Annotated in this window: 19 protein-coding genes and 1 pseudogene; 11 read left to right on the top strand and 9 right to left on the bottom strand. The window is 70.9% G+C overall.

The genetic code is table 11. The features are described from left to right. Positions 1 to 199 precede the first annotated feature (199 nt). Complete coding sequence (locus tag WMF44_RS26260) at positions 200 to 778, top strand: hypothetical protein (protein WP_437292779.1); 579 nt, start codon at positions 200 to 202, stop codon at positions 776 to 778. A gap of 268 nt (positions 779 to 1,046) precedes the next feature. On the opposite strand, the gene WMF44_RS26255 is transcribed toward WMF44_RS26260, so the two are convergent. Beyond that, complete coding sequence (locus WMF44_RS26255; protein ID WP_437292778.1) at positions 1,047 to 2,228, bottom strand: LLM class flavin-dependent oxidoreductase; 1,182 nt, start codon at positions 2,226 to 2,228, stop codon at positions 1,047 to 1,049. Positions 2,229 to 2,585: 357 nt separating this feature from the next. Here WMF44_RS26255 and WMF44_RS26250 point away from each other — a divergent pair, with 357 nt between their 5' ends. The 8 genes and pseudogenes from WMF44_RS26250 to WMF44_RS26215 all read left to right on the top strand — a co-directional run bounded on the left by WMF44_RS26250 (position 2,586) and on the right by WMF44_RS26215 (position 14,227). Beyond that, positions 2,586 to 3,305 (top strand): hypothetical protein, encoded by a 720-nt coding sequence (locus WMF44_RS26250; protein ID WP_437292777.1) that lies wholly within the window; start codon positions 2,586 to 2,588, stop codon positions 3,303 to 3,305. Further along, the gene (locus WMF44_RS26245; protein WP_437292776.1) at positions 3,302 to 4,066 is read left to right on the top strand and encodes a hypothetical protein; all 765 of its coding nucleotides are present in this window, start codon (positions 3,302 to 3,304) and stop codon (positions 4,064 to 4,066) included. The genes WMF44_RS26250 and WMF44_RS26245 overlap by 4 nt, the downstream gene beginning before the upstream one ends. Next, complete coding sequence (locus WMF44_RS26240; RefSeq protein WP_437292775.1) at positions 4,063 to 4,785, top strand: hypothetical protein; 723 nt, start codon at positions 4,063 to 4,065, stop codon at positions 4,783 to 4,785. The genes WMF44_RS26245 and WMF44_RS26240 overlap by 4 nt, the downstream gene beginning before the upstream one ends. Continuing rightward, complete coding sequence (locus WMF44_RS26235) at positions 4,782 to 5,486, top strand: response regulator (RefSeq protein WP_437292774.1); 705 nt, start codon at positions 4,782 to 4,784, stop codon at positions 5,484 to 5,486. Before WMF44_RS26240 ends, WMF44_RS26235 begins: the two co-directional genes overlap by 4 nt. A 25-nt stretch (positions 5,487 to 5,511) precedes the next feature. Then, entirely contained in the window at positions 5,512 to 7,056 is a 1,545-nt protein-coding gene (locus WMF44_RS26230; protein ID WP_437292773.1) for an ATP-binding protein, read from the top strand. 613 nt (positions 7,057 to 7,669) lie between these two features. Next, positions 7,670 to 7,870 (top strand): annotated as a pseudogene (locus tag WMF44_RS26225) (DUF6531 domain-containing protein); the annotation flags it as partial. Positions 7,871 to 7,984: 114 nt separating this feature from the next. Beyond that, complete coding sequence (locus tag WMF44_RS26220; protein ID WP_437292772.1) at positions 7,985 to 11,707, top strand: RHS repeat-associated core domain-containing protein; 3,723 nt, start codon at positions 7,985 to 7,987, stop codon at positions 11,705 to 11,707. Between the two features lie 84 nt (positions 11,708 to 11,791). After that, positions 11,792 to 14,227 carry a hypothetical protein gene (locus WMF44_RS26215; protein ID WP_437292771.1) on the top strand — a complete coding sequence of 812 codons (2,436 nt, stop codon included), beginning with the start codon at positions 11,792 to 11,794 and terminating at the stop codon, positions 14,225 to 14,227. A gap of 22 nt (positions 14,228 to 14,249) precedes the next feature. Here the strand turns inward: WMF44_RS26215 and WMF44_RS26210 are convergent, their stop codons facing one another. Continuing rightward, positions 14,250 to 14,426, bottom strand: a complete 177-nt coding sequence (locus WMF44_RS26210) for a hypothetical protein (protein ID WP_437292770.1) — start codon at positions 14,424 to 14,426, stop codon at positions 14,250 to 14,252. Between the two features lie 1,024 nt (positions 14,427 to 15,450). Here WMF44_RS26210 and WMF44_RS26205 point away from each other — a divergent pair. Then, positions 15,451 to 16,287: a hypothetical protein gene (locus WMF44_RS26205; RefSeq protein ID WP_437292769.1), complete on the top strand. Its 837-nt coding sequence runs from the start codon at positions 15,451 to 15,453 to the stop codon at positions 16,285 to 16,287. Between the two features lie 704 nt (positions 16,288 to 16,991). Here the strand turns inward: WMF44_RS26205 and WMF44_RS26200 are convergent. Together WMF44_RS26200 and WMF44_RS26195 are read right to left on the bottom strand one after the other, a co-directional pair. Further along, positions 16,992 to 17,969 (bottom strand): hypothetical protein, encoded by a 978-nt coding sequence (locus WMF44_RS26200; RefSeq protein WP_437292768.1) that lies wholly within the window; start codon positions 17,967 to 17,969, stop codon positions 16,992 to 16,994. A 140-nt stretch (positions 17,970 to 18,109) separates the two neighbouring features. After that, on the bottom strand, positions 18,110 to 18,535 hold the full coding sequence (locus WMF44_RS26195) for a DUF6968 family protein (protein ID WP_437292767.1): 426 nt from the start codon (positions 18,533 to 18,535) through the stop codon (positions 18,110 to 18,112). Between the two features lie 389 nt (positions 18,536 to 18,924). On the opposite strand from WMF44_RS26195, the gene WMF44_RS26190 reads away from it, so the two are divergent. Further along, positions 18,925 to 19,311: a VOC family protein gene (locus tag WMF44_RS26190; RefSeq protein ID WP_437292766.1), complete on the top strand. Its 387-nt coding sequence runs from the start codon at positions 18,925 to 18,927 to the stop codon at positions 19,309 to 19,311. 174 nt (positions 19,312 to 19,485) lie between these two features. On the opposite strand, the gene WMF44_RS26185 is transcribed toward WMF44_RS26190, so the two are convergent. The 5 genes from WMF44_RS26185 to WMF44_RS26165 all read right to left on the bottom strand — a co-directional run bounded on the left by WMF44_RS26185 (position 19,486) and on the right by WMF44_RS26165 (position 26,810). Next, entirely contained in the window at positions 19,486 to 22,113 is a 2,628-nt protein-coding gene (locus WMF44_RS26185; protein ID WP_437292765.1) for a galactose oxidase-like domain-containing protein, read from the bottom strand. A gap of 770 nt (positions 22,114 to 22,883) precedes the next feature. Then, positions 22,884 to 23,813: an NAD-dependent epimerase/dehydratase family protein gene (locus tag WMF44_RS26180; protein ID WP_437292764.1), complete on the bottom strand. Its 930-nt coding sequence runs from the start codon at positions 23,811 to 23,813 to the stop codon at positions 22,884 to 22,886. After that, the gene (gene rfbG / locus WMF44_RS26175; protein ID WP_437292763.1) at positions 23,810 to 24,877 is read right to left on the bottom strand and encodes a CDP-glucose 4,6-dehydratase; all 1,068 of its coding nucleotides are present in this window, start codon (positions 24,875 to 24,877) and stop codon (positions 23,810 to 23,812) included. The genes WMF44_RS26180 and rfbG overlap by 4 nt, the downstream gene beginning before the upstream one ends. 2 nt (positions 24,878 to 24,879) lie before the next feature. Further along, positions 24,880 to 25,647, bottom strand: a complete 768-nt coding sequence (gene rfbF / locus WMF44_RS26170) for a glucose-1-phosphate cytidylyltransferase (protein ID WP_437292762.1) — start codon at positions 25,645 to 25,647, stop codon at positions 24,880 to 24,882. Beyond that, a complete protein-coding gene (locus WMF44_RS26165) occupies positions 25,644 to 26,810 on the bottom strand; it encodes a glycoside hydrolase family 26 protein (protein ID WP_437292761.1) in 1,167 nt (388 codons plus the stop codon). The genes rfbF and WMF44_RS26165 overlap by 4 nt, the downstream gene beginning before the upstream one ends. Positions 26,811 to 26,812: the final 2 nt, after the last annotated feature.

Here is a 26,812-nt window from a genome sequence, read left to right as displayed (position 1 = left end):
GCGAACATCCGCGCGCCTGTCCAGCGCGATGGTGGGTGTGGCGTTCAACACCGCCGGCGCGACGCTCTGCGCCTGCTCGGACCTGACCCGTCTCGTGTAGGCTCGTCTGTTGGGCGCTGCCGGCGCGAGGTCACGGGGCATGCGAGAGCGGGGGGCTGAAATGTGGAATCGAGGATCGGTTGAACGATGGTCGCTCGCCGTGGCGACCTGGCTTGTTGTCTCCTTCTCTGGCGCGGAGCACGCACGGGCGGACGACGGGGCACCGCCGGCTCCGCCGCTCGTGCAGGCGCAATCCCTGCCCGCGCCGCAGGCTCCTCCGCCTCCAGGCTTCCACGGCGGCCACGGCGCCCCACCCGCGGGCCCGAAGGTGCTTCCCTGGAGGGAGGGCGAGCCGGTGCCGCCCGGCTATCATCCGGAGACGCGCGTCCGCAAGGGGCTCGTGATCAGCGGCTCGATCGTCTTCGGCACCGTCTACCTGTTCACCGCGATCGGCGGCGGTGACGCGGTATACCGTGGCTCCCCTGGCTACGCGGCGCTGTTCGTGCCGTGCGCGGGCCCCTTCATCACCCTGGCCACGACCCGTCAGGACGACCTCGAGACCATGGCGCTCGTCCTCGACGGGCTCGTCCAGATCACGGGAGCCGCCCTGCTCATCCCCGGCCTCCTCGTGCCGCGAAGTGTGCTGGTCCGGAACGACGTCAGCCAGCCCTTCGTGCTGCCGGCGCCTGTGGCGCTCGGCCCGAGCAGCGCCGGGCTCGGCCTCGTCGGTCGGTTTTGATCGAGCGAGGCTGCTGCCTGCAGCCCCTGGAGGCTGCGGCCCACGCCGCTGCCGGCGCGCGCCTCTGACCGTGCAATCAGGCGTCTTTTCGACCTGTTTGCCGTCCCCGCCCAGTTTCCGCCCACCTCAGCTACATACCGAGCAGAGCGGCGGTCTCCCGCACAGGAGACGGGCCCAGATCGGCGTTTTCGGCGCGCAAGCGCACTTCAGTGCGCTGAGCACCGAAAACGTCGAGGTGGGCCCGTATCCGAAGCGGGTGACCGCCGCTCTAGGGGGTGTCGAACTCGGGGATGAGCTTGCCGATCTGGCGGATGCTGCTCATGACCTGCTCGTGCGACAGGCGCCCGACCTGCTGGAAGCTCAGCAGGCGATCGATGCCGAGGTCCTCGTAGAATTTGATCTTCTGCCGGCACGTCTCCGGGCTGCCGACGATGAGCGAGTTCTGCTCCTTCAGGGCGTCGAACACCTCCTCGTTCGGGACGTCCTCGTTCTGCATGATGCGGGCGAGGACGGCGTTGGCCTTGGTCTCGGCCGGCGTCTTCCCCGCGCGGTCGCGCAGGAGCTGGCCCACGAGGCCGCCGCCCGCCGGGTCCTTGGCCAGCGCCTGCTCCTCGGCGTGGGTCCGCAGGAAGTGCTCCTTCGCCTCGAAGAACGTGAAGGACCCGTTCGTGTACCACGCGGCCGCGGAGGCGGCGCCGTTCTCCATGGCCTGCTGGTCCGTCTCGGCGCAGTGAGCGAACGTGAAGAACCCGACCTGGTTGTTGATGAACGCGCCGACGGGCCGCTCACACCGGCGGATGGCCTCGCGGTAGATGCCGATCCACTCCTTCACCTGGTCGGGCGGCGCCCACAGCGTGACGCCGAGCGCGCCGACCCCGTTGCGCCCGGCCTGCTCGAACGAGGCCAGGCTCGAGCAGGCCTGCCAGAGGGGCGGGTGGGGCTTCTGGTACGGCTTCGGGAGGATGGGGACGTTGTTGATCTCGGCGTCCTCGCTCTTCCAGGAGAACCGCTCCTGCGTCCACATCTTCGGGATCATCTCGAACGCCTGCTGCATCTGATCGCGCGTCCGGTCCGGAGGGATGTTGAACGCGCGCCACTCCGGGATGGTCGAGCGGGCCAGGCCGAGCTCCAGGCGCCCGCCGCTCAGGTGATCGAGCATCGCCGCGCGCTCGGCGACGCGGATGGGGTGGTTGAACCGGAATGGCGACAGCACCGAGGAGTGCCCGAGCCGCATCGACGTCGTGTGCTGCGAGATCGCCGCGAGCATCACCTCCGGCGCCGACGAGTAGCTGAACTCCTCGGCCGTATGGTGCTCGACCTGCCACCAGCAGCCGTACCCGAGCCGATCGGCGAGCTTCGCCTGCTCGAGGGTGTTCATGATGATCCTGTGCTCGTGGTCCTCCGACCACGGACGGGGACTCTGCATCTCTGTGAACAGGTCGATCTTCATTACTTCCTCCCGCGCGATGGCTGCGCGCCAAGCATCGATCCGTCACGTACAAAACGGCAATGTGTGGTTTGGCGCACACCGATCTACATGTCGATGGATCACCGGAGTCGGGCGCTCAGAGGCTGTGATGTGCGTGTGGACCGTCGCGGGAGACCTCCCGTGGAGGGCTCCTCGGGCGCCGGCGGTCCCGGCCCCGGGGCGCTCCGGGGGCGCGCGCCGTCGCCACGTCTTCGCCACAACCTCTCCGCGTTTGTTCCTCGTCGGGCGCGCGGGTGCGCCTCACCCGGGGGGTACGCCCAGGGAGGTCTGCGGCGGTCGTGACCAGGCCGCGCAGCGCTCACCCCGAAGGAGGTCCACGTGCAGGTGCAAGCTACCTGTCTCCCCCTGACGTCATCGCTCGAGGCCGGCACGGACGCCGGCGCAAACGAGCCCGCGGCGCGTCGAGACGACGCTCCCGCGGCCCCCGTGCCCGGCCCCGCCGTGGAGCCCGCCGAAGGCGCCGGACACCGCGGCTGGACGGCCGCCCTCCTCGCGGAGCGGCCTTCGGCCTCGCTCCGCGAGGAGCTGTCCCGGTTCGGCGTCGGCGTCGGCCTCGCCTCGCTCTACGGGCTCTCGCTCGGCGCGCGGCACGGCGGCGTGTCGTTCGCTCACCACGCCGCCGGCGTCCCTGCGGCCATGGTCGCCGTCGCCTTCGTCGGCGTGCCGGCGCTCACGATCGTGCTGACCCTCTTCGACGCGCCGCTCGACCCGCCCCGCGCGCTGTCGGCGACGGCGCGCGCCGCCGCCGCGACGGGCCTCGTGCTCGGCGGCCTCGCGCCCGCCGCGGCGCTCTTCGTGGTGACGGGCGGGTCGGACCTGACGGCGGCCCTCATGGGGCTGCTCGGCCTCGCGGTGGGCGGCGTGGTCGGCGTCGGCGTCCTGCTGCGCGATCTCGGCGCGGCGCTCCGGCGCGACGGCGGTCTCGTCAGGCTCTCCGGGGCGACCGCGGCGCTCGTCGGGTTCGCTGTGTTCGCCGCGGTGCTCGCGCTGCGCGTGTGGGTGGAGACGCTCCCGATGCTGAAGGGGGGGGCCTCGTGAGCGCCTCCGTCGTGAGCCGTCTGCTCCGGGCGCCCGCCGAGGTGGCCGCGAGCTGCCGTGAAGACAGGGACATCCGCGCCATCGCGCTCGCGTCGCTCGGCGCCATCGCCCTCGGCTCGGCCGTATTCGGCGGCGTGGTCGGCAGCTTCCGCGGCAGGGAGCAGATCGTCTATGCGGCCATCAAGGTGCCGCTGGCGATGCTGATCACGCTCGCGATCTCGGCCCCGGCGCTCCACGCGTTCTCGGCCGTGCTCGGGCGCCCGTGGCCCATGCGGTCCGTCATCGCGCTCGCCCTCGCGTCGGCGGCCCGCTCGTCGCTCGTGCTGCTCGCGTTCGCGCCCGTGCTCTGGCTGGCCATCGACACGGGGCTCGGCTACCACGCGTCCTCGGTCGCCGCCTGGCTCGCCTACGCCGTCGCGGGCCTCGCGGCGGTCGGCGTGCTCGTGCGGGGTATCGGCGCGGGCCGGGGCCGCTGGCTCACCGCGGTCGCCTTCATGGCCGTCTTCTTCGCCGTCGGCGGTCAAGCCGCGTGGATCCTCCGGCCCTACCTCGGGCGGCCGAGCGAGAATGTGGTCCCCTTCCTGCGCGCCAGCGAGGGGAGCTTCTCCGACGCGCTCTTCCGGAGCTTCCGATCTGCGCGCGGGATCTATGACGACGACGGGCTTCCGCCCGATCCGGACGACCACGCGCACGGCCACCGCTACCCGTACGAGAACGAGGACGGCGGCGCGCGCGACGGCCTGACGGGGAGCGAGCGATGAGCCTGCGCGACCTGGCGGTCCTGTACCTGATCGCGGGGCTCGCGTGCGCTGTGGCGGTCTACCGCGGCGCGCGCCCTGACGGCCACGGCGCGCGCCGCCGCGCCGCCCTGTCCGCGGCCCTCTGCGTGCCGCTCTGGCCGATCTGGGCGCCCGTCGCGCTCACGGCGGGCCGCGGAGAGAGCGGTGGGGGCCCTGGCGGCGCCGCGGGCGAGGCCGCCGCGCGCGTCCTGGGCGCGCTGCGCGAGGGGGTCAGCGCGTGCGCTGGCACCGCGTTCGAGGCGCTCCTGTCGCGCGAGGCGGCCTCGCGGATCGAGGCCGAGGTGGCGCGCGCCGCCGCCCGCCACGCCGAGCTCGACGCGCTCTTGCGCCAGAGCGGCTTCGACGAGGGCGCCGCCGCGGCGCGCGTCGCGGAGATCGAGCGGGGCGGCGGCGGCGCGGGCGCGCGGTCGCTGGCGACGGCGCACCTGCACCTCGAGAACATCCGGCGCCTGCGGGCGATGCGCGACCGCGACGCCCGCGCCCTCGAGGAGCTCGCGGATCTCGTCCAGGCGCTGCGCACGCAGCTCGTGCTGGCGCGCTTCGCCGGGTCCTCGGTCGAGGGCGTCGGTGGTATCGTGTCCGAGGTCTGGGCGCGCGTGGAGGGCCTCGGCGCGGCGATCGACGCGCACGGCGCCGGAACGGACGGAACAGACGGAACAGTGGGACCGATCGCGACGTGAGCAAGCACATCCTGGTCGTCGACGATGAGGCGCGCATCCGCGAGGTGCTGCTCTACGCCCTGCAAAAGGAGGGGTACGCCGTGACGGCGGTGGCCGACGGGCGCGCCGCCGTCGAGGCGGCGGGGGCGGGCACGGTGGACCTCGTGGTGCTGGACGTGATGCTCCCGGAGCTCGACGGCCTCGAGGTGTGCCGGCGGCTGCGCGCCGGGAGCAGGACGCCGATCCTGTTCCTGTCGGCGCGCGCCGACGAGGTCGACCGCATCGTCGGCCTGGAGCTCGGCGGCGACGACTACCTCACGAAGCCGTTCTCGCCGCGGGAGCTCGTGGCGCGGGTGCGCGCGCTGCTCCGGCGGACCGAGGCGCCGCCTCCCGCGCCCGCGCCGGCGTCCGCCGGCGCGCGCGCCGCGGTCCTCCGCCACGGCCCGATCGAGGTCGACACCGAGCGTCACGAGGCGCGGTACCTCGGCCAGCCGGTGTCGCTCACGGCGACGGAGCTCGGCGTGCTCGGCGCGCTGCTGGAGCGGCCCGGGGTGGTGCTCTCGCGCGGGCAGCTCATGCAGCGCGCCTACCGCTACGACAACCTGATCACGGAGCGCACCATCGACACGCACGTCCGCCGGATCCGCGCGAAGTTCCGCGTGGTTGGCGGCGATCCGATCGCGACCGTGCACGGCGTCGGCTACAAGCTGCAGGGGGCGTAGCCGGGCCGCGATGCCTGGCCGCACGATGCGCACGATGATCGAGCGCCTGCGCTGGGAGCTCGGCCGGATCCGCGTCCGGCTGCTCGTCGTGAACCTGGTTGTACTGCTCGTGCCAGTGGCGGGGCTCGAGTTCGCGCGCCTCTACGAGCGGCAGCTGCTCGGCTCGCTGGAGCGCGACATGGCGAACCAGGCGGTCCTGGTAGCCGCGATGCTCGCGTCGGATCTCGACCGGGGTGTCGAGCTTGGCGCGCTCGATCACCGCCACGTCTTGACCCGGGCCGCGAGGCACACGCGCACGCGCGTCCGGATCCTCGACAGCGCGGGCGCGGTCGTCGTGGACTCGCACCAGAACGGCCCGCCCGAGGGGCCCGAGCCGGCGGTTCCGCGTCTCCTCTCGACGAGCGGCCGTGGACCTGGCTCGTCGGGCCTCGCGGATCTCGCCAGCGGGGTGCGCCATTTCGGCGAGAACGCGCGCGAGAGCTGGCCCGAGGTCGGGGACCGCTCGGAGGTGCGCGAGGCGCTCGCCGGGCGCCGCGCCGCATGGACGCGCGTGCGGGAGCGGCAGCCGGCGGTGTTCCTGTTCCTGGCCGAGCCGATCTGGCGGGGCGGCGAGGTGGTGGGCGCTGTCTACGTGGTGCGCTCGACGCAGCCGGTGCTGGTCGAGCTGCACAGGATCCGCTCGGGGCTCATCCGGGTGCTCGTCGTCGCGAGCCTGTTCACCGGCCTCGTCACGCTGGCGCTCGCGTGGTCGATCTCGAGGCCGCTCGGCAAGCTGTCGCGCGCGGCGAAGCGCGTCGCGGCCGGCGAGCGCGACGTCGTGGTGCCCGTGTCGGGGAGCGGCGAGATCCGCGAGCTCGGCGCGTCGTTCGCCGCGATGAACGAGCGGCTGGGGGCGCGGCTGCGGTACATCTCGGATTTCGCGGCCGATGTGGCGCACGAGTTCAAGTCGCCGCTGACGTCGATCCGGGGCGCCGCCGAGCTGCTCGACGAGGGGGCGGCGGACGATCTCGAGGCGCGGCGGCGCTTCCTGCGGAACATCGAGCTCGACGTGGCGCGGCTCGACCGGCTCGTGTCGAGGCTGCTGGAGCTGAGCCGGATCGAGGCCTCGAGCGAGGCGATGACGGTGCTCGATCTGGAGGCGCTCGTGGCGCGCGTGGTGGAGCGGCGCGCGAGCCCGGGGCAGCCGGTGGAGCTGCGGTACGAGATGCGGACGCGGCTGCTCCGGGCGCGGCAGACGGACCTGGAGACGGCGCTCTCGAACCTCGTCGACAACGCCGTGAAGTTCTCGCCGCCGGGGGAGCCGGTGGTGGTGACCGTCGAGGGCGGGGAGGGCCGGGAAGGGGAGCGGACGGCGAGGATCGCGGTGCGCGACCGGGGGCCGGGGGTGCCGCCGCAGCACCTGCCGAGGATCTTCGACAGGTTCTTCACGACCGACGAGGGCCGCGACGGGACGGGGCTGGGGCTGGCGATCGTGAAGAGCGTCGTCGAGGCGCACGGCGGGGCGGTGACCGTCGAGAGCGCGCCGGGGGAGGGCGCGAGCTTCGTGGTGGAGCTGCCGGTGCGGCAGTGAGGAGCGCGGGGAACGGATCCTCGTGCCGCGACGCGCGGACGCGCGTTCGCGAGCCGCATCCGGCGGCTTTCCCATTCCCGGTCGAGCCGATCCTGGGGCGGGGAGCGGCTCGACGCTGTCCACGTCGTTTGGTCCACGTGCCTGGCGCTCGTCTACAGCGGGGCGGGAACAGGGGCTAAGAAAGCCTCCCGGCGATACGCGGTTCGCACTCGACGGATCGAGACCGGACGCGTGCCAGTTCCGGACCGAGGATCCGCGGTGCGTGCAGCCTTGCGGCTCCGGCTTGCGCGCCGGCGGGTGGTTTGACGCACGGTGCGTGCTGCCGTAAGTGGGAGTGCATGCGCACGGCACCTGTCCCCAACATCCCTGCGATCCCTGGGATGAATCCCGGCGTTTTCGTCCTAGGCGGCGGCGGAGGCGGAGGGGGCAGCGGCGGCAAGGGCGGCAAGGGCGGCAAGGGCAACCAGAAGGCCAAGGGTAAGAACGGCGGCAAGGGCACGGGTGGCGGGGCAAGGGCGCGTGCGGGAATGGGACCGGTGATCCTAATGGCGGCTCATGCCCGAAGCACCACAAAGGCAAGAAGAGCGGCAAGGCCGCCAAGGGCGATCCGGTCGATGTCGTCACGGGAAACGTTTTCACGAATCCCGTGCTCGACGTCGATCTGCCGGGCCCGCTCCCGCTCGAAATCGCGCGCGCCTACTACTCGACGTCGACCGAGCGCGACGTCGGCCTCGGCTTAGGGTGGTGCCACTCGCTGGCGTGCGACGTCGAGATCGGCCGGCGATCCATCACAGTGTGGAGCGACCAGGGCCTCGGCCTGGAGTTCGACCTCATCGAGGAGGGCGAAGGCACGACAGGGCCCGAAGGGATGGTTCTCGTGCGCGGCGCAAAGGGCTTCGTGCTCGACACCGGTGAGGGCAGGTGGCTCGTGTTCGAGGCGCGCCATGAGGAGCGATGGCTCCTATCGGCCATCCGCGATACCTTCGACCAGACCATCTCACTCGTCTACGCCGGCGGGCGGCTCGCTGAGGTGCACGACTGCGTCGGCCGGGTCGTCAGGGTTCGCCGCGACCACGACGGCCGCATCGCCGCGTGGGAGCTGAAGAACGCGCCGGAACAGGCCCGCTGGGTCGCCCTCGGCCGCTTCGTCTACGACGAGCGCGGCAACCTGATCGAGGCGCGCGACGCGGAGGATTACGTCACCCGGTACGCCTACGACGAAGACCACTTCTTGCTCGCGCATACCTCGCCCGTCGGCCTCACCTTCCATTTCCGTTACGACGAGCAGAAGCGCTGCGTCGAGACGTGGGGAGCGTACGAAGGCGCCGAGGACAGGAGCCTCTCGGCCGACGTTCCCGCGCTCCTGGCCGACGGCGAGACCCGCGCGAAAGGCATCTATCATTGCAAGTTCATTTACGATGGGAACGGCTACTCCGAGGCGATTGATTCCATCACCGTTCATCGGTACTTCGGGAACGAGCACGGCAAGCTTGACAAGGCCGTCTCGGCTGGCGCGGTGGTCCAGCGCCGGTATGACGAGGGCGGGAATCTCGTCGCGTACACCGACTCGCTCGGCGCGACGACCCAGTGGAGGCTAGACCCCCGCGGCCGCGTGCTTCAGGAGATCGACCCGCTCGGCCGCTCGACCACTTACGAGCGCGATGCGGACGGGCACATCCGCCGGAGAGTCGACGCCGCTGGCGGAGTCACCAGCGTGGTGCGCTTTGCTGGAGGTATCGCCTGGACCGATCCGATCGGCGCGTCGTTCGAGAGCCGCTTCGGCAACCGTGGTCTCGTCGTGGAGACCATCGGTCCAAACGGGGGACGCACTCAGTACCGCCACGACAGCCACGGCAACCTGGTAGAGAAGGTCGACGCGCTCGGTCACGTCACCCGCTGGGCTTACGACTACTGGGGCCGGTGCACGGCCAAGCAGGACGCGACCGGTGCTACGTTTTACTACGCCTACAGCGTGCGGGGCGATCTGCTCTCCGAGCGCAAGCCGGACGGCAGCGTTGTCCGGTACGAGTACGACGGCATCCGGCAGCGGACGAGCGTGATGGGTGAGAACGGGCGCATCACACGCTATGTGCACGGCGGGTTCCGCAAGCTCTGCGAGATTCACGAGGCGGACGGGTCGACGACGCGGATGAAGTACGACCGGGAGGGCCGGCTTGTGGAGGTGATCAACCCGAAAGGAGAGGTCCACTCCATCAAGTTGAATCTAGCCGGCATGGTCCTCTCCGAGCGCACGTTCGACGGCCGGCAGCTGCATTACAAGTACGACTCCGAGGGCCGGCTCATCATGGCCGAGAACGGGCTCCGCCAGAAGACCTGGTACGAGTACGATCTGGCGGGCCAGCTCATCGAGCAACGCTACGACGATGATCGGGTAGAGAAATTCGAGTACGACGAGCTCGGTCGGGTTGTATGGGCGGAGGGGCCGAGCGGCGTATTCGAGTACAAGCGGAACGCGCTGGGATGGGTCGTGCGCGAGAGCCAGACGGTCAACGGGCAGACCGTCGTTGTGGACGTCGAGCGCGATCTCGTTGGGAACGTCGTACGGCGCTCGACGTCGCTCGGCCACTCCCTGGTCTGGGATCGCGACATCATGGGTCAGTGCACGCGCGCCGTGCTCGACGAACTCGAGGAGATTCAGCCGATCCACGATGTGCTCGGCCGCGAGGTCGCGCGCCTATTGCCCGCTGGCGGCCGGATCGACGCGGCCTACGACGAGCGCGATCGTCTCGTGCAGCGCCGCGTGACCACGTCGAGCAGACCCACGCTGGGGCAGCCTGCATGGCATGCCGCCCCAGCCGGAGCGCCGACCGTGGAGCAGGCGTACCGGTACTCTCCGGCTTCCGAGCTCCTGGAGGCGTACGATCGTGCCTACGGCTCGCGGCGCTTCGAGCACGACGCCGTGGGGCGTCTCGTCGCCGCCGGCACCGACGAGCGGAACATCGAGCGCTTCGCCTACGACGCAACCGGAAACCTGTATGAGCGGTATGGCGTCGAGCGGCAATACGGACAGGGCGATCGTCTCGTGCAGCGCGGTGGCAAGCGCTACACCTGGGACGACGACGCTCGCCTCGTTCAGGTGCGCGCTGCCGCGGGCGACGGCGAGCACACCGTCCGCTATTGCTGGGCAGCGAACGGCCTGCTCGAGGCCGTGGAGCGCTCAGACGGCGTGCGCATCACCTTCGCCTACGATCCGTTCGCCCGGCGGGTCCAGAAGACGGTGGTCCGTGTCTCGCCGGGCGCCCAGCCGTCCGTTGAATCGACCACGCGGTACGTATGGGACGGCGATGCGCTCGTGCACGAGATCACGCAGCGCATGCTTGGCCACGGCGCCCCGATCGTGGACGAGCGGACGTACTGCTACGACGACCGGGGCTTCCCGTGGGCGCACAAGGATGCGCGCGTCGAGCGTGGGCATCGAACGGCGAGCGGCTATTACCATTACCTGACCGACGATATCGGCACGCCGGAGAAGCTGGTGTCGTCCGACGGGTCGGTTGCCTGCGAGATCCGGCGGAGCGCCTGGGGACGGTTCGAGGTCGCGCCCGGCGCCGTCACGACCACACCGATCGGCTATCAGGGCCAGTATCACGATGAAGAGACCGGCCTGTTTTACAATCGGCACCGGTACTATGATCCCGAGGCTGGGCGCTACATCAGCGCCGATCCCGTGGGGCTGATCTCGGGCTTCAACGCGTTCGCCTACGCCGAGAATCAGCCCACGCGGTTCGTCGACCCGATGGGGCTGATGGCCAAGGCCAGGATCTGGGATCAACCGGGGGCGGACAAGAAGAAGGAGATATTGGGTTACTCCGAGGGCCAGACGCGGCCTCGGCGCGATCCGGACAAGCCGCGCGACCCGCAGCAGCAGCCCGTATATGACCCTGCAATTCAGGACGCCATTGACCAGGCAAAGGGCAAGTTCTCCGAGGTCGATCCGAACACGGACAAACGAAAAGATCCCTCCAAGGAGAAGCTTCGGAACACGGCGGGCAAGTGCGCCGAGATCGAGGCGCTCGACCGGCAAGCGAAGGAGATTCGAAGCGAGCTTCGGAAGAAAGCCGGGTGGGAGAAGCTTTCGAAAGAGGAACAGAACGCGCAGGTCCGTAACGAGCTCCGCGAGCAATACCGGAAGGGCGCGAAGATTCAGGCGTACGACAAGGATGGAAAACCGATTCCGCCGTGCAAGTTCTGCGCGCAAGTGTTCCGCGAGCTTGGCATTCACCCCGAAAATATCAATGCGGACCCGAACCAGGACAGGAAGACGAAGGGCCAGGAGCTGCCCAAGGCTACCGGCGGCGTGTATCACGCCGGTGCGCCGTGGGACGGCATGAAGGTGCATGGCACCGAGAGCCCCACAACCGGGCGGTCGGAGACGCCCGCCGTACCTCGCACCGACGGGGAGGGTAAGCAGATCACGCAGAGAGATCCAAGGACCGGAAAGAATCGGGGGGTGTATTATCCACCGGAAAACCCACCCTCCGGCGGCTACTCGCCTGAGGGACCGAAGGGCGCCTGGCCGGGGCCTGGCGGCGGTGGTGGCAGTGGTGGAGGGGCCGCCGGCGGCAACTCATTCTTCGACGATCAAGGCAACTACATCGGCCCGCGTGACAAGCACCAGCGGAAGAAGTAGGCGCGCGGGAGGCAACAGCCCATGGATATCTCGGCAGGCAAAGATATGCTGGCACGCTCGCTCGACGAGTGGCGTCTCGCGGATGTGTCATTCGAAGAGGCCGACTCCGAGCGCGCGCGCGCCGAGGCGATGCTGCGGCAGCTACGGGCGAGGGAGATCGTGGAGCGCACGTACTGGGCTGAGAACGATATCCCCTTCAGCCTGCGCGTGAAAGCGGTGGAAACCGGGCTGTGGAGCGCGGAGGAGGCGATCGACGGGCTCCGGCGCATCGACTTCGTGAGCCGTCACGTGTTCGTCTTTCACCACCTTCGGCTGTTTCCCGATGCCTCGCTTCGCGCCGTGCTCGCGCTCGTACGGCAGCCGCAGCCCGGCGATGGCCCGGAATGGTTCGCCGACGAGGCGGCGCTGGTCGCGGTCGCGGTGCGCCTCGCGCGCGCCGGGCAGCACGACGCGGCGCTCGACGCGATCCGCGCGCTGAGCGCGCGCCGCGGCGAGGCGCTGCGCTCGTGCGCGCCGTATCTATCCGAGGCGGCGATGGCGCGCGCCATCTCGGAGCTCGAGGCGTGGCTCCCCGAGGCGGAGCCGGTCGTGGCGTTCCTCGTGGGGTGCGATTCCCTGCCGCTCGTGCCGGCCCGAGATCGCGAGCGGGCGCGCGGCGAGATCGTCCGGCTGCGCGCGGCCCTGGAGGCCAAGGAGGCGGAAGACGGGCCGCGCTGGGGGTTCTCGGCGCGCAAGCGCGCCGCGGAGGCGTTCGCGGTCGCGGGTATGTTCGAGGCGTCGGAGGCCGAGTGCCGGGGGCTCGACAACGTCGATGATCTGCTGTCCGTGGCGCGCGAGCATCCGGGCGAGTCGCGCGCGCGGATCGCGCGGATCGCGCTGGAGCGCGCTCGAACGAGCCGGTACCTGGCTGCGGCGCTCGCGGACACGGTGTCGGTGTGCTCGGCGCTCGCGGACGAGGCGATCGCGTGCGCGCGCGGTGCGGCCAACCCGGTCACGGCGGCAGACGCCCTCCTGCGCGTCGCGGCGCACCTCGGAGAGCCGCGCGCGTCGGCGCTGTTCCACGAGTCGTTTCGCCGGATCGAGCCGCTCGGCGACGCCGCTTCGGACGCGATCGAGTGGATCGCGGACTGGGCCGCGGATCACGGGTCGTCGCTCACGGAGCGCGAGCGCGTGGTGCTGGGCGAGCGCGTGGCGCAGGCGATGAGGGAGGCCGAGGAGCGTGGGGCGACACCCCCCGTCGAAGCGGCGGAGTCGCGGCTCGGACGGCTGCTCTTCGGCCCGACGCACGCCGACAGGATCCGCACGGATCGAGGCTTTGAATCGGTACTGGAGTTCGCCGAGCACCACGCCACCGGCGACCACCTGACGCTCGTGATGGAGTTCGCGCGCTCGCTCAAGGGCGAGCGGCGCGCCCGGCTCGCCCGGGCGCTGCTCCAGAGCGGCGACGAGCTCTACGACTCCCCTGCATTCGCCGAGCTGTTCTCCGCCGAGGAGCAGCGCGAGCACCTGCGGGAGGTGCTCGTGCGCAGGGAGCGGCCGGCCGACGTGGAGATCCTCCACACGCTGGGGCGCGCCACGCAGCTCGCCACCGGAGCGCCCCGCGGCGTCCTCCTCCCGCTCTACCTCGACGAGGTGCGGGAGCGCGGCGGGCGCGTGCGGCTGAGGGGGCTCTTCACCGCGGCGTCGCTCGCCGAGGGCGACCATCGCGCGGCGCTCGTGGACGAGGTGCTGGCGGAGGTGGAGACGTGCGACCACCTCAGCGAGGAGGATCGTGTCGAGGCGATCGCCGCGGTGATGCCGCTGGTCCCGGCGGCGCGCGCCGTGGAGCTCGCCGGGCGGGTGCTCCACGCGGTCGCGGAAGGGCAGATCGGCAGGACGCAGGCAAGCCATCGGCTGATGGCTATTCCGGATCCGGTTTGGGCCGCGCTGCCGGCATCCCGGTGGGAGCCGGCGCTGCGCTGGGCGCTGGAGGAAGGGGCGGAGTTCTTCGATTGGACATCCTGGCGGCAGAAGACCTTGCCGCGCGAGGTGCGTGCGTTGCTCGAGGTGCATCCGTCGTCTTCACCCGCGTGTGAGGGCGAAGTAGAGGTATCGTCGAGCGTCGCCGAGCCCGACGCTGGGGGCGCGAGAGGAGAGCTGTCGCCCGAGCAGCGGCTCCGCCGGTGGGCCAGCGAGGCGGCGTCGCTGTCCGAGGCCGAGCGCACGGCCCTCGCGCCGGAGATCGACGCCGCCGTGCGCGCCATTCTCGCGGAGCCGGAGGCGAAGGACGGCGTGCTCTGCGACACGATGGCGAGCCTGCCGGGCGCCGCGCTCCGGGCGATCTGGTCGGCGCGCGCACGCGCCGACGCGTGGCGACGCACCATCGACATCAGCGATCCCGCCCTCTTCGCCTATCTCCCGTCGGAGCACTACCTCCACGCTGGGGCCGTCCTCCAGCTCATCTTGCGGCTCGGCGGCGCCTCGGCGCTCTGCGACTTCGGGCGCATGCTCGTCGGCCTTCGACACGAGTCCGCTGCTTGATGCCCCCGATCCGGAGGGCAGGTCAGGGCGCGGGTGGCTCGCGCACGCTCATGATCAGATCGATCGCGCCCTGCACCTGCGCCAGCCGCTCCGTGGGCGACAGGCTGAGCATCCAGCGGACGAGGGAGCGGTCCACGCCGTTCTCGTCGTAGGGGCTGTCGTCCCGCTCCTCGGCGGGAGGGTCCAGAGGCTCGGGCATGCTCGGAGCCTAGCATGCGTGGACTGGCGAGCTGCTGGCACCCTGCTTCGGGTCGACCTGCCCGGTTTCCAGTCGTCCACGAGCACAGAAACGAGTGCGTGAGCTGGGCGACGGACGACCCGAGGGCGGCCCACTTCTCGATAAGCGCCTGATGTCAAAGATAGAATACGGCACGAGGCTCGTCGATGCGGTTCATTGGAACTGCCCCTTCCTCCAGGCGGCAACCCGCGTCGCGGCCGCCTTCGAGCTCGGGCGGCGCCTTCATGCCGCGCGCTCGCGCCGCGCGCAGCGCCTGCGGCGCCCGCTCGACGCCGCCCGCTTCTTCCCTCGTCGTCCAGTTCGGGCGGCTTCGTGCGCTCGTGGGCTCGGTAGTCCTTGACCTCGATGAGCTTGGTGCGGGCGCGCATGACGAGAGGCGACGCACGGTAGCGGGACCCGGTTCGCCCAACAATGGCCGGTCACCGTGTCGGGAGGCTGACCAGCTCGACCAGCGCCGGCCTAGCGTCCGCCGCCCTGGTGCTCGTGCGCCTCGTGGTGCGTGGTCGATCAACCGCGCACCCGTCCGCCCGCCGCTGCGCGCCCCGGCGAGCTGTTCGCGACGGCCGAGGCGAAGGTCCGGTCGTCCAGGAGGATCGGCCACCCTCGACGCCGCGAGCTGCCGGAGCGCTGTGCACGACTTGAGCGACCACGACACCCGGGCTGGCCGCCCCGCCGAAGCCGCCTCCTCGTCTAGCCCTGGCCCCGCGGCTGGGCAGGGCGTACCTCGTCGCGCTCTCGCCGAGGAGTGCGCGTTGCCAGAACAGTGCCAACCACTCTATCCCCTCAACATCCCTCGACCTTCTCACCCTCTCTCCACCCGCCATCGCCCCCGCATAGCAGGAATTCGACACCGCACCTTCTTCTGCAAATCGCCCTCCCATCAAAATATCCCTGGACAACCCTCTTCATCTCATCGATAGCTCACGATGGCCCGTCTGGCATTCCAGCGCAATCCCGCGCTCGTGCCGCGGACGAGGGTGATCTCATGAGCAAATACACAGCATCGGAAGTGATCCAGCTCCCACGCTTCACGGCCGTGGGGGCGATGGCGCTCGGCGAGCAGCTGCTCACGGCGGCGAAGCCGGCCAAGAAGCAGCTCGTGAAGGGCGTCGCGCGGGTGCTCGGCGCGCTGGCCTTGCGCCACGACGAGCTCGCGTCGGCGCTGCGCGATCAGGTGTCGCTCTCGGAGGGAGGGGAGGCGAGCGAGGATGCCGTCCAGTGCGATCGAATCCTCGACGGTTGCTGGAGCGGCCTCCACGATTTCCTGACGGCGTTCACCAAGCTGCCGCCCGGCGCGCCCGAGGCCGCCGAGGCGAGCGCGCTGAAGGCAGCCATCTTCACCGGAGGGCTCAAGTTCCTCCAGCTCACGTATGTCCTGGAGTGGTCCGAGAGCGAGCTCCGGATGCAGCGCATCCGCAAGAGCGGCCTCGACGCGCGCATCGAGGCGCTCGGCGGCAAGCGCTTCCTCGCCGCGCTCGAGGCCGCGCACGCCGCGTACGGCAAGGCGCTCGGCGTCACCGCGCCCGCGGCCACGGCCGCGGCGGCGCCGCCCAGCGTGCGCGACGCGCTCGCCGCATTCACCGAGGCGCTGCGCGCCTACGTGATCAAGGTGCTGGGCTCCGTCGAGCCCGACGAGCCGGAGACGCAGGAGCTCGCCGACAGGCTGCTCGCGCCGCTCGCGAGCTGGAGCGTCGGGTCGAGCGGCCGCAGTGCATCCCGGAAGAACGACAAGCCCGAGGGCGACACCGCGGTGCCCGCCACGTCCGGCGTTCCCCTCCAGCCCAGCGCGCAGACGGCCGCGCCTGCGCCTGCCGATAGCTGATCCCGGCTGCCTGACGCGCACCGCCGGCGCCGCGGTCTCCTCCCGCCTCGTCTCCTCCTTGTGACCCCGTCCCGGGGCCAAGACCCCGCAGATCCCTCTGTACGCTCCGGACGGCGTGGCCGTCGCCGGCACCCGCCGGTGTCCCTCTCCGGCCTCCGGCCCATCCCGCGGCGGCCAGCGCCGCACCCTGTGCCGTCTCGGCCTCGATCTGTGCCATATCAGGGGGGTCCGACACTGGCTCAACCGCAATGCATTGCGACACACCGGGGTCCGGACCCCTCCGATGTGCTCCGGAGAGCGTCTCACCAGGGTCAAGTTGTGTCAAATATCGCTGTCCATCTCGTTCTTCTGTGCCATCGACCCCCGGATCCGCAGCGTATTGTGCCAGATGGAGGGGTCCGGACCCCTCCCGACCGCAATGAAGAGCGCTTGCCGGGGTGCCGGACCCCTCCCGACCGCAATGAAGAGCGCAGGCGGGGGCACCGGACCCTTCCGGATCGCAGCGCAGAGCGGTCGCTGGCTGCCCGCCGAGCGCCTGGGCGTCCGCGAGGTGCGACCCCGATCCCGAGGCCCGACCCAGGTTGAGGTACCCCGAGGTACCCCGCCCACCGAGGTTGAGGTATCGCCCCTGTCCACGAGAAGGTGATCAAGGGCTCATGGACCACGGTGGATCTGCGGCCCTTCTAGGAGCCGCGCTCACCCGCTCACCCAGGCTCCACGGGAACGAACGCCGCCCCCGACTGCAGCCACGCGGCGAAGTACGGCGCTGGCGCGCCGGCGCGCCGCAGCGCGAGCAAGAACGGTCCGTCGCACACGAGCTCGCGCCCACGGCGACGGCGGCTCTTCATGCCGAGGGCGAGCGCCTCGGACACGAGCCGCGCTCCGTGCTCGTCGACGTCGAGCTCCAGCGTCTGGAACGCGGCGACGAGAACGCGATCCCCCGGCACGATGGGCTTGCCGACGAGCTCGTCGAAGGACGCATCGACGCGCAGCGACACGACCGGGACCTGGAAGATGTCGTCGTCCTGCAGCGAGGTCTGCCCCCACAGACGAGCCCACCGGCCAGGCCCACGATCGACCGCGCCGAGCGCGTCGTGCGTCGCCTCCGCGAGCGTCGACCAGCCTTGACGGCGAGCGACGACGACCGACGCGCCGCCGCGGCCGCGGAGCTCGATGACGAAATCGCCCGGCGACTCGTAACGGTGTACGGTCGCGGCGCCCGCATAGGCGCTCGCCCCGGCGCCGCCCCAGTGGCCGAAGCACTGCACGCGGCCCCCCAGGAACGAGAGCCCCGCGGAGCGATCGCGGACAAAGGGCCGCTCGAATGCAACCCTGGTCCGCAGCAAGGCGAACGCCACGAGAGCGTGCGCCGGCACGCTCTGCGGCAAGAGCCGCGTCTGCGCATCGCCGAACCGGCGAGCCAGCTCGGCACGGATCGCAGCGACCGCCGCATCACCCTCTCCTGCGCAGGCGAATGACTCCGCCGAATCCACGGCGCCGGCGGCGACGGCAGCTGCGCGGCCCAGCGCCCGCGAGAGCTCCGTGGGCTCGACCAGCACGTCCTCGGATCCGAGCTGCCGCTGGAGCTCCGCCCACGCGAGCGCGAACGTCGCACAGTGGACGAGGTCACGGTCGATCGGCAGCGCGTGCTCGAGCGTCGGCGTCACAAGGGGGGCGGTCATGAGCTGCTCGCCGTGCACTGTACGTCGAGACCCGGGTTGAGCTACCGCCGCCGCCCACCGTCCCATCCGTACCTCCTGGTGCCGTCGGGGGGGTCGCGGACGCGGGGGAGCACCAACGGGAGCACCTGACCGAGCGAGCCTCAACGCTCGCGCTTCTTCCGTGCGCGCTCCTTGAGAACCGCAGCCACTATCTCGCCCACGCGCTCCGTTTCATCATCCACGAGCTTTTCAAGTCTGCGCTGAAACCAGAGCCCGAACGGACCATTTATAGGAAGCGGCAGCCCGATGTCTCCGGGCTCCTGACCCAGCCATGTGATCGGCAGCCCGGATTTCTCGATCGCGTGTCGCGCATACCGCATGGCACCTTGGATTGCCTGAATGGCGTCGACCCCTTCGACATACTGGATGTCCGGATCCAGCCCATCAAGAAAAACAGGGCACGTCCACGAGCCGCTCGGCGAGGCAGGTTGTATTGGTTCGCCGATCTTCAGGACGATCTCGCGCTCTGGTTCACCTTCGACGCCATACCGACGAACGGCTATGACCTTGTATTTTCGTCGAGCCACCCACGCAGGGTAGCTAAAACCCGTCGTCGAGGCCCGACCCAGGTTGAGGCACCGCCGCTGCCGCTCACCGGGGTTGATGTTCCCGATCTGGGTTGAGGTTCCCGATCTCGGCGCCGCCCGCGCAGCAACGCTCGCGCGCCGAGCTGGCTCGCCCACCGCCTCGCCCCGCCGAGCCCGCGCGGCGCCCTCCTCGACCGCCACGCCGGCGCGTCGACGCCTCGCGGGGTGTTGCCAGGTCGCGATCGCTTCGCTATCTTCTTGCTCGCCGAAAGAGGTAGGCCGGTTCAGGCGAGCCCCGGCCACTCCCATGACGGGAGCCCATGTCCCCTCCACCACGGAGTGAGGTCCCACGGCACCTGGACGCACGTGCGTCCTCCGTGGAGGCTCCCATGCAGCTCAATCACATCGATCTCCAGGTCCCCGACGTCCTCGAAGCGGCCGCGTTCTTCGAGCGGCACTTCCAGTTCGAGGTCCACGGCAACCGGCGCTCGCCGGCGATCGCCATCCTCACGGGGCCCGGCGACTTCACGCTCGTCCTCCAGCGCCGGCGCGAGGAGGATGGCCCTTATCCGGAGGGCTTCCACATCGGCTTCATCGTCGGCGACGTTGCCGCCGTGTACGACAAGCACGCGGCGATCGTCGCGGCGGGCGTCGACAGCGGCCCCGTGAGCGAGAACGGCCGCGGCGTGATGTTCTATTTCAAGGCGCCCGGCGACATCCTCATCGAGGTGGGCTGCCGGCGCCGCCCGCTTCCGGCAGCGCGCGCCGGCGGTTGACGGCGCCGCGCCGCCCGCTCCCGGCAGCGCGCGCCGACGGTTGACGGCGTCGCGCCGCCGGGACGCGCGGTGATCGACGCAGGGAGAGCCCGAGATCTCGCGGACATTCCGCCGCTTCCACCGCCGGCCCGCCGAGGTCGACGTTCCGGGCCTCCCCCCACGTGTCCGGGCCGGCTACTGCAGCTTGATGAACTTCGCGACCGACGGGACGCCCTGCGTCGAGACGACGAAGAGCATGTAGTAGCCAGGCGGCGCGACCTTGCCGTTCGGCGGAGCCGTGAGCGTCAGGGTGCTGCCCGACTGCCCGGTGATCGCGAGCTTGACGGCGCGCTGGCTCTGGTCGAATCCGTGCGTGACCGAGCCGGGAGACATGAGCATTGCGCTGCCGATGCCCGTGGCGGCCACCGCCGAGGACAACGTCACCGAGATGGACTGGCCGTACGACGCGGTCGAGGCCACCGACTGGATCACCGGGCGCGCGTTGCCGCTCAGGAGATAGGGGGGCGTGAAGATCTCGACCCGCCGCTCGGGCCATTTGTAGGGGAGCTCGTTGAAGGCGTGGTCCCGGCCCGCCGTGAGCACGCGCGCGTCGGGCAAGAGCAATGCGGTCGAGTGATAGAGCCGAGCCACGCGCATCGGACACATCTTGGTCCAGGTGTCATTGCTCGGGTTGTAGATCTCGGGCGTCATGACCGGCACCGTCGCGTGGTCGGACGAGCCTCGCGCGCTGCCTCCCACGACGAACACCTTGCCGTCCGGGAGCAGCACGGCGGTGTTCAGCACGCGCGCGTAGCTCATCGACGCCTTGTAGGTCCACGCCGGTGACGCCGCGCCGAGGTCGAGGAGCTCCGTGGTGGCCGTGGCGGGGATCGGGGTGTCGTTCGGGTCGCTCGTCGCCGCGTTCGAGACGGCCCCGCCTCCGCCGATGAGCATGACGCGCGCGCGGTAGCTGTCGGTCGGCGAGAGCGGCAAGAGCACCGAGCTCCCGTAACCGGGGTACGTGCGGGAGTTGGCGTACTGCGTCGTGTACTGCGTCGCGCTCCAGGTGTTGCTGCTCGTCGTCAGCAGCCGCGAGCCTCGGCCCGAGTGGACGAACACCTTGCCGTCCGGCAGCTGGTAGACGAACGGGTAGAGCTGTATCGGGCGCCCGTCGCTCGTGAACGGCTCCGGCACATCGTTCCGCGCGGAGAGGGTGCCCGCGGTGTTCAGCGTCTGCCAGCTGCTGTTCACCGGCTTGGTGCTCGAGATTCGCCCCGTCTTCGTCGTGCCGGAGATGGCCAGCACCGAGCCGCCGTCGAGGCGCGTGAGCGTGGGATACCAGCGCCCGAGGGTCATGTCCGTGAGCGAGGCCCACGTCGAGCTCGAGGGGTCGAACCGGTGCGAGCCCTTGACGTGGGGGTCATTATGGCCCCCCGCGACCCAGAGGCGGCCGTCGCTCAGAAACGCGTGGCCAGAGCAGAAGGCGTGCGGCTGCGTCCCGCTCGGCAAGGACGCCTGTCCCGTCGCCGGATCGAACACCTCGGAGTACCCCTGGTCCGAGTCATCCGTGAACCCGAAGAGCAGCACCTTGCCCGTCCGCAGGAGCGCCGCGTGGATGCCGATCGCCCCCGCGTAGAGCGGGTCGCTCCACTGCCCCTTCGTCGCGGGATCGCAGCACGGCTCACCTCCGAAGACCGAGCCCGCCCACACGGTGCTGCCGGAGGCGTCCTTGCCGTGCCTCACCCAGCCGCCGTTGTAATAGAAGGACGCCAGCGACCCATCGGCGCTCCGCCGGCCGACGACCTCCAGGTTGTCGTAATCGCTCCAGATCACGCCCGCGGCCGAGTACGCGTTGATCGGATCGACCCACGTGGCCGACGTCTTCCAGGGGTACGCGCTGTCGTCGTTGTCGCGGTAGTAGTGCCGCAAGCCGCCGCTCGAGAGCGGCACGACGAGCTCGAAATTCCCTTTGGTCCCGGACTTTCCCTGGATGAACTGATGCACCCCGGTCGCGGAGATCGCCTGGTTGTTGTCCACGCGGATCTCGGCCGGCGTCGTCCAGCTGCGGTCATCCCTGCGATACATGGAGTAGAGCGTCGATCCGGAGCGCGCGATCACCTCCAGGCGGTTCGTGCCGAAGTTGCTCTCGACCACGCTCACCGCGGAGTACGTTCGGCCCGTCGCGAACGTGGTGCCCGAGCTCCATGGATGGGACGCGACCGAGTTGTCGCGCCAGTAGTGGGCGAGGCCGCCGCTGGCGAGCGGCACCACGACCTCGAAATTGCCGGGCGATAGCTTGGCCTGCACGATCCCAGGCTGCCCGGTGACGCCCGTCGCGACCGTCGTCCCGCTCGACCAGTCCTTCGTGGATTGATTGCGGTAGTAGTGCACGAGGCTGCTGCCCTGCACGGCGATGACCTCGAGGTTCCCGCCGCTCGAGTTCTCGAGCATGCTGATCCCGTTCACGTCCGCCGAGCCCACCTTCTTCGGGCCGAACCAGGTCGGGGTCGACACGAGCGAGGTGGTCGCGTTGTTCCGGTAGTAAGCCGAAAACCCGCCACCCGTGTGCGGCACCACGAGCTCGAAGTTGGGGACCGTCCCGGTGCCGTCCGAGCCCTGAACGAACCCGATTCCGAACGTCGGGCTGCAGGTGCACCCGGCTCCGCTGCACACGAGCTCATCGCTCTCGGTATCCAGATTGAGCTCGTCCCCGTTCGTCCACTCGGCGCAAGCCGCGCCACCCAGCGCCAAGCCGCCGAGCGCCAGCAGCGTCCTCGGCCCACTCCTCCACCCACCGAGCAATCGCATCATCTTGCTGTTCATGTTCTCCTTACTGCTTCAGAGGGGCGGTGCCTCGGATGGACTCAAGCTCCAGAGCGAGCGACATCTTGACGTCCTGCGCGCTGATCGACGCTTCCTACCCCGTCTGGCGCGAGCATCGACGACGGTTGAAAGCTCACCTCATCCCGGGGCTCTTACGTCGGGCAGCGCTCACACATAGAATGCATTGTCAGGGACGGCAGAGCACCAACTTTTTTCGTGTTTTTGTGCTGGCGCAAGTTTGTTTCGGCCACGAAATTCCCATCAATGACGTGCTCTGGGGATCGATGCCACGGGCGTTGGGAGTCAGGTGGCATGCGGCTCCCTGGCGCTGCTGGGACGAGCTGTTGAGGCCTCCACCGCGTGATGGACCGCGACGAGCACGCCCAGCGGAGGAGGCACGCCCAGCCGAGCGCGGGTTTCTCCGAGTGGATGAGTGAACGTTCGCGGGACGGTGGGGATAGGCCGAGCTCGACGAGCGGAGCCAGGTTTACGACGACACGAAAGAGGGATCGGCTCTCTGGCAGGCCCTCCCCGCGCGGGATCTGCCTTGTCTCGTCTGCGCGTACAAAAGCGCTGTCCTCGGAGAATCGATGGGCTCGCGCAGGCGTGTGCGCGGGGATGCCGTCGCGCTGGCCGCCCAGGTGGATCCTCGGTTGCGACCGCCGCCGCGGCGAGTCGCATGCACCTGGTTTCTCGACGCCTTGCTGGTCATGGCCGCTCGCCCGTCCGATGCGACGGCGACGCGCCGTGGTTCGGCGCGCGGCCGGGGGTCACGCGACGGCGAGCGAGGCGGCGACGCCCGGGGAGAGCGGCGTGCGGGGGCTCCAGCTCGTGGCGGCCTGGAAGCGGCGGGGATCGCCGACCAGCCACGGGGGCTCGCGGGCGCGCGGCGGACGGGCGCCGAAATCGAGGAGCGACTCCGGCGCGCCGAGCTGCCGCGCGACCTCGAGGCAGACCTCGCGCACGCTCGTGGGGCGCCCCGAGCAGACGTTGTAGGCGGCGCCGGGCTCGAGCCCCGCGGTCGTCGCGCCGAGCAGCAGCGCCTCCACGACGTCCTCCACGAAGGTGAGATCGCGGCGCTGCGTGCCGGCGGTGAGGTCGACGCGCTCCCGCGCGCGGAGCCGCGCCCCGAGGTGCGGGATGAGGCGATGGGGCGCCTCGCCAGGGCCGTAGACGCCGAAGAGGCGGAGCGTCACGAGCGGCACCGACAGGGCCTGTGCCACGGCGCGCCCGTAGTCGTGGGCGGCTGCCTTGGCGGCGCCGTAGAGGTCCGAGGGGGCGCGCGGCGCGCCCTCGTCGACGAGCTGCCCCTCGACGACCGCGCTGTACTCCGAGCACGATCCCGTGAAGACGACCCGCGCCCCGCCCCAGCGGGCGGCGGCCTCCAGCGTCGCGACGAGGGCCGCGACGTTGCCCTCGAGGAGCACGCCCGGCGCGCGCTCTCCCGGGTTCACCCCGGCCGACGCCAGGTGGAAGACCGCGCCCGGCGGCTCGTCGCCGACCGCTTCGAGGAGCGCGTCCCGCGTCAGCCGATCGAGCGGGAGCCGCCGGAGCCGCTGGCGCGGCGAGAGGCGCGCCCACCCCGCCGATCGCGCCGGAGCGGTCGCGACGACGTCGCTCCCGCCGGCGAGGAGCCGCCGGACGAGCGCCGAGCCGATGAACCCGGTCGCGCCCGTGACCAGCGCCTTGCCGAGCCTCACGCGAGCCCCGTGGCGAGCCGGAGCTGCTCCTCGACGAGAGGCCGCGCGCGCCCGCGATCGTCGAGGTACCGCGCGTACCACGCGCTCGTGAGCTGGATGGCGCGATCGGTGTCGAGCAGCGGGCGCCAGCCGAGCCGGGACCGCGCCTTGCTGCAGTCGAGCCGCAGCGTGCCGGCCTCGTGGAGCCGCTCGCCGTCCGAGGGCTCGGCCAGCTCCAGCGAGCCCCGCCCGAGCTCGCGGACGATCGCCTCCGCGAGGACGCGCACCGTCCGCGGCTCGGCGTCGTCCGGGCCGAAGTTCCAGGCGCCGCTGTACCGCAGCGGATCGTCCCAGAGCCGGCGCGCGAGCAGGAGGTACCCCGAGAGCGGATCGACGACGTGCTGCCAGGGGCGCACGGCGCGCGGGTGCCGGATGCGCACGGCCTTGCCCGCGGCGACGCTGCGGACGATGTCCGGTACGATGCGGTCCTCGGCCCAGTCTCCCCCGCCGATGACGTTGCCGGCGCGGGCGGTCGCGAGCGCCACCTCCCGCCCGTAGAACGACTGCCGGTACGCCGCCGCGACGAGCTCGGCGCAGGCCTTGCTCGCGCTGTACGTGTCGTGGCCGCCGAGGGGATCGGTCTCGCGATAGCCCCAGACCCACTCGTGGTTCTCGTAACACTTGTCCGTCGTCACCACGAGGACGACCCGCACCGACGGGAGGCGCCGCGCCGCCTCGAGCACGTGCGCCGTCCCGAGGACGTTCGTCGAGAAGGTCTCCAGCGGCCGCGCGTACGACCTCCGGACGAGCGCCTGCGCCGCGAGGTGGAGCACGATCTCGGGCTCGGCCTCGCCCATCGCCCGCGCGAGGTGATCCGCGTCGCAGACGTCGCCGAGGATCGAGGTGATCCCGTCGTCGATCCGCGCGTCGGCGAAGAGGCTCGGCGCGCCCTCCGGCGGCAGCGAGTACCCGGTGACCTGCGCGCCGAGCAGGCGCAGCCAGGCGGTGAGCCAGGAGCCCTTGAACCCCGTGTGCCCGGTGACGAACACGCGGCGGCCCGCATAGAAGTCGAGGTGCTCGCTCATCGTCAGGCCCTCCAGGGCGCGCGCCCGTCGTCCCAGAGCCGCTCGAGGAGGCGCTTGTCGCGCAGGGTATCCATCGGCTGCCAGAAGCCCTCGTGCTGGTAGGCCATGAGCTGCCCGTCGCCGGCGAGCCGCTCGAGCGGCTCGCGCTCGAGCGGCGTCGCGTCGTCGCAGTCGAGGTACTCGAGTGCGCCGGGCTCGAAGACGAAGAAGCCGCCGTTGATCCAACCCGCCTCGGCCTGCGGCTTCTCGGTGAACGCCGCGACCTCGCTGCCCCGGAGATCGAGGACGCCGAACCGGGCCGGCGGGCGGACCGCGGTGATCGTGGCGAGCTTGCCGTGGGCGCGGTGGAAGGCGACGAGCTTCGCGAGATCGATGTCCCCGACCCCGTCGCCGTAGGTGACCATGAACGGCTCCCGCCCGAGCACGCCACTCAGCCGGCGGATGCGCCCGCCCGTCTGGGTGTGGAGCCCCGTGTCGATGAGCGTCACGCGCCAGCTCGGGCAGTGGACGCCGAGCGCGTCGATTTCACCGCTCCGCAGGTTTACCGTGAAGTCCGCGCGGCGCGTCCGGAGCCCGGCGAACCAGTCCTTGATGACGTCGCCCTTGTAGCCGCAGGCCACGACGAAGTCGTCGAAGCCGTACGCGGCGTACCTCTGCATGATGTGCCATAGGATGGGCTGGCCGCCGATCTCGACCATCGGCTTCGGCCGGTCGACGGTCTCTTCACTGAGACGGGTCCCGAGCCCGCCGGCGAGCAACACGGTCTTCATCGCTGGACCTCCTGTGCGTGGTTCTCCTGCGCCGCGAGCGCGCGGCGCACCGCGCCGGCGACCGCGGGGTCGTCGGCGAAGGCCCACGAGAGCGGCTCGTGGGTCACGGTCGCGTCGCTCGCGACGTGGAAGAACAAGAGCGCCTTCACCGCGGGGTGGCGCTCGGCGAAGCCCGTCAGGGCCTCCTCGTACCAGCGTGCGCGGTCCCCGCCGGCGGCGAGCGTGCCGAGCTCGGCGATCATCAGCGGCTTGCCGAGCGGCGCGAGGCGCTCGTAGTGCCGCGCGAAGAGCTCCTGGAACGAATACCACCTGGACCAGCGGACGGCGGTCCCGTAGTTGAGGACGCCCGTCGCGACCCAGTCGACCCACGCGCTTCCCGGGTAGTACTCCCAGTAGTTCTCGTACGAGACGCTCGGCGCCCAGACCCAGAGGACGTTCCCCGCCCCGGCGGCGCGGAAGCGCCCGACGACGTGCCGCCACGCGCGGATGAACTCCCGCGGGTCCGGGTTGTTCACCGGCCCCCAGGGGTAGCGGTAGCCGTCGTTCATCTCGTGCGCGAAGCGGAGGAGGATCGGGTGGCCGTGCTCCGCCGCCGCCTTCGCCCAGCTGTCGATGTAGGCGTCGTACGCGCCGCCGGCGATGTCGGTGAGGCCACCGTGGTCCGGCGTCGCCGCCGGGCGGAGCGAGAGGCGCGGGCGCTGGAACGCGCTGAGCCAGGGCTCCCACGTGATGACCGGCACCGAGCCCACGGCCCAGATGGCTCGCGCGGCCCGGCTCGGGAAGCGCTGCTCCGCGCCGTCTCCCCAGGCCGCGTAGATCTGCGTGAGGAGGAGCGTCTGGCCCACCGCCTCCTCGAGGGCGAGGTACCCGCCGACGTCGCCCGGCAGGCCCCCGTCGTGCGCGCCGTAGAGGAGGCGCGCCGGGGCGCGGAGCTCCGAGAGCTGGCGCGACGCGCGCTCCGCGGACACGCGGGCGAGCCGCGCGTCCCGCTCGGGATCGGCGATCCAGGAGAGCTCCGCCGAGGCCACCGCCGCGCTCGCCGTGCCGAAGAGCGACGAGAGCCAGAGCTCGGCGGGCGCGCGCCCGTAGGTCGAGGAGAGCACCGCGAGGGCGGCGCCTGTCGTGGCGGCCGCGGCCAGCGCGGCGCGGTGGGAGCGCTTCATGG

This window comes from Sorangium sp. So ce426 (genome assembly GCF_051475585.1).
Taxonomy (GTDB): Bacteria; Myxococcota_A; Polyangia; order Polyangiales; family Polyangiaceae; genus Sorangium; species Sorangium cellulosum_B.
The sequence above is the reverse complement of the archived record's forward strand: the minus strand, read 5'-3'. Positions and strand labels throughout refer to the sequence as shown.

Excerpts from the sequence above, each read along its gene's own strand:
- WMF44_RS26200 (WP_437292768.1), bottom strand. The coding sequence starts at position 17,969 with ATGACCGCCCCCCTTGTGACGCCGACGCTCGAGCACGCGCTGCCGATC.
- rfbF (WP_437292762.1), bottom strand. The coding sequence starts at position 25,647 with ATGAAGACCGTGTTGCTCGCCGGCGGGCTCGGGACCCGTCTCAGTGAA.
- WMF44_RS26255 (WP_437292778.1), bottom strand. The coding sequence starts at position 2,228 with ATGAAGATCGACCTGTTCACAGAGATGCAGAGTCCCCGTCCGTGGTCG.
- WMF44_RS26190 (WP_437292766.1), top strand. The coding sequence starts at position 18,925 with ATGCAGCTCAATCACATCGATCTCCAGGTCCCCGACGTCCTCGAAGCG.
- rfbG (WP_437292763.1), bottom strand. The coding sequence starts at position 24,877 with ATGAGCGAGCACCTCGACTTCTATGCGGGCCGCCGCGTGTTCGTCACC.
- WMF44_RS26165 (WP_437292761.1), bottom strand. The coding sequence starts at position 26,810 with ATGAAGCGCTCCCACCGCGCCGCGCTGGCCGCGGCCGCCACGACAGGC.
- WMF44_RS26185 (WP_437292765.1), bottom strand. The coding sequence starts at position 22,113 with ATGAACAGCAAGATGATGCGATTGCTCGGTGGGTGGAGGAGTGGGCCG.
- WMF44_RS26230 (WP_437292773.1), top strand. The coding sequence starts at position 5,512 with ATGCGCACGATGATCGAGCGCCTGCGCTGGGAGCTCGGCCGGATCCGC.
- WMF44_RS26205 (WP_437292769.1), top strand. The coding sequence starts at position 15,451 with ATGAGCAAATACACAGCATCGGAAGTGATCCAGCTCCCACGCTTCACG.
- WMF44_RS26240 (WP_437292775.1), top strand. The coding sequence starts at position 4,063 with ATGAGCCTGCGCGACCTGGCGGTCCTGTACCTGATCGCGGGGCTCGCG.
- WMF44_RS26210 (WP_437292770.1), bottom strand. The coding sequence starts at position 14,426 with ATGCCCGAGCCTCTGGACCCTCCCGCCGAGGAGCGGGACGACAGCCCC.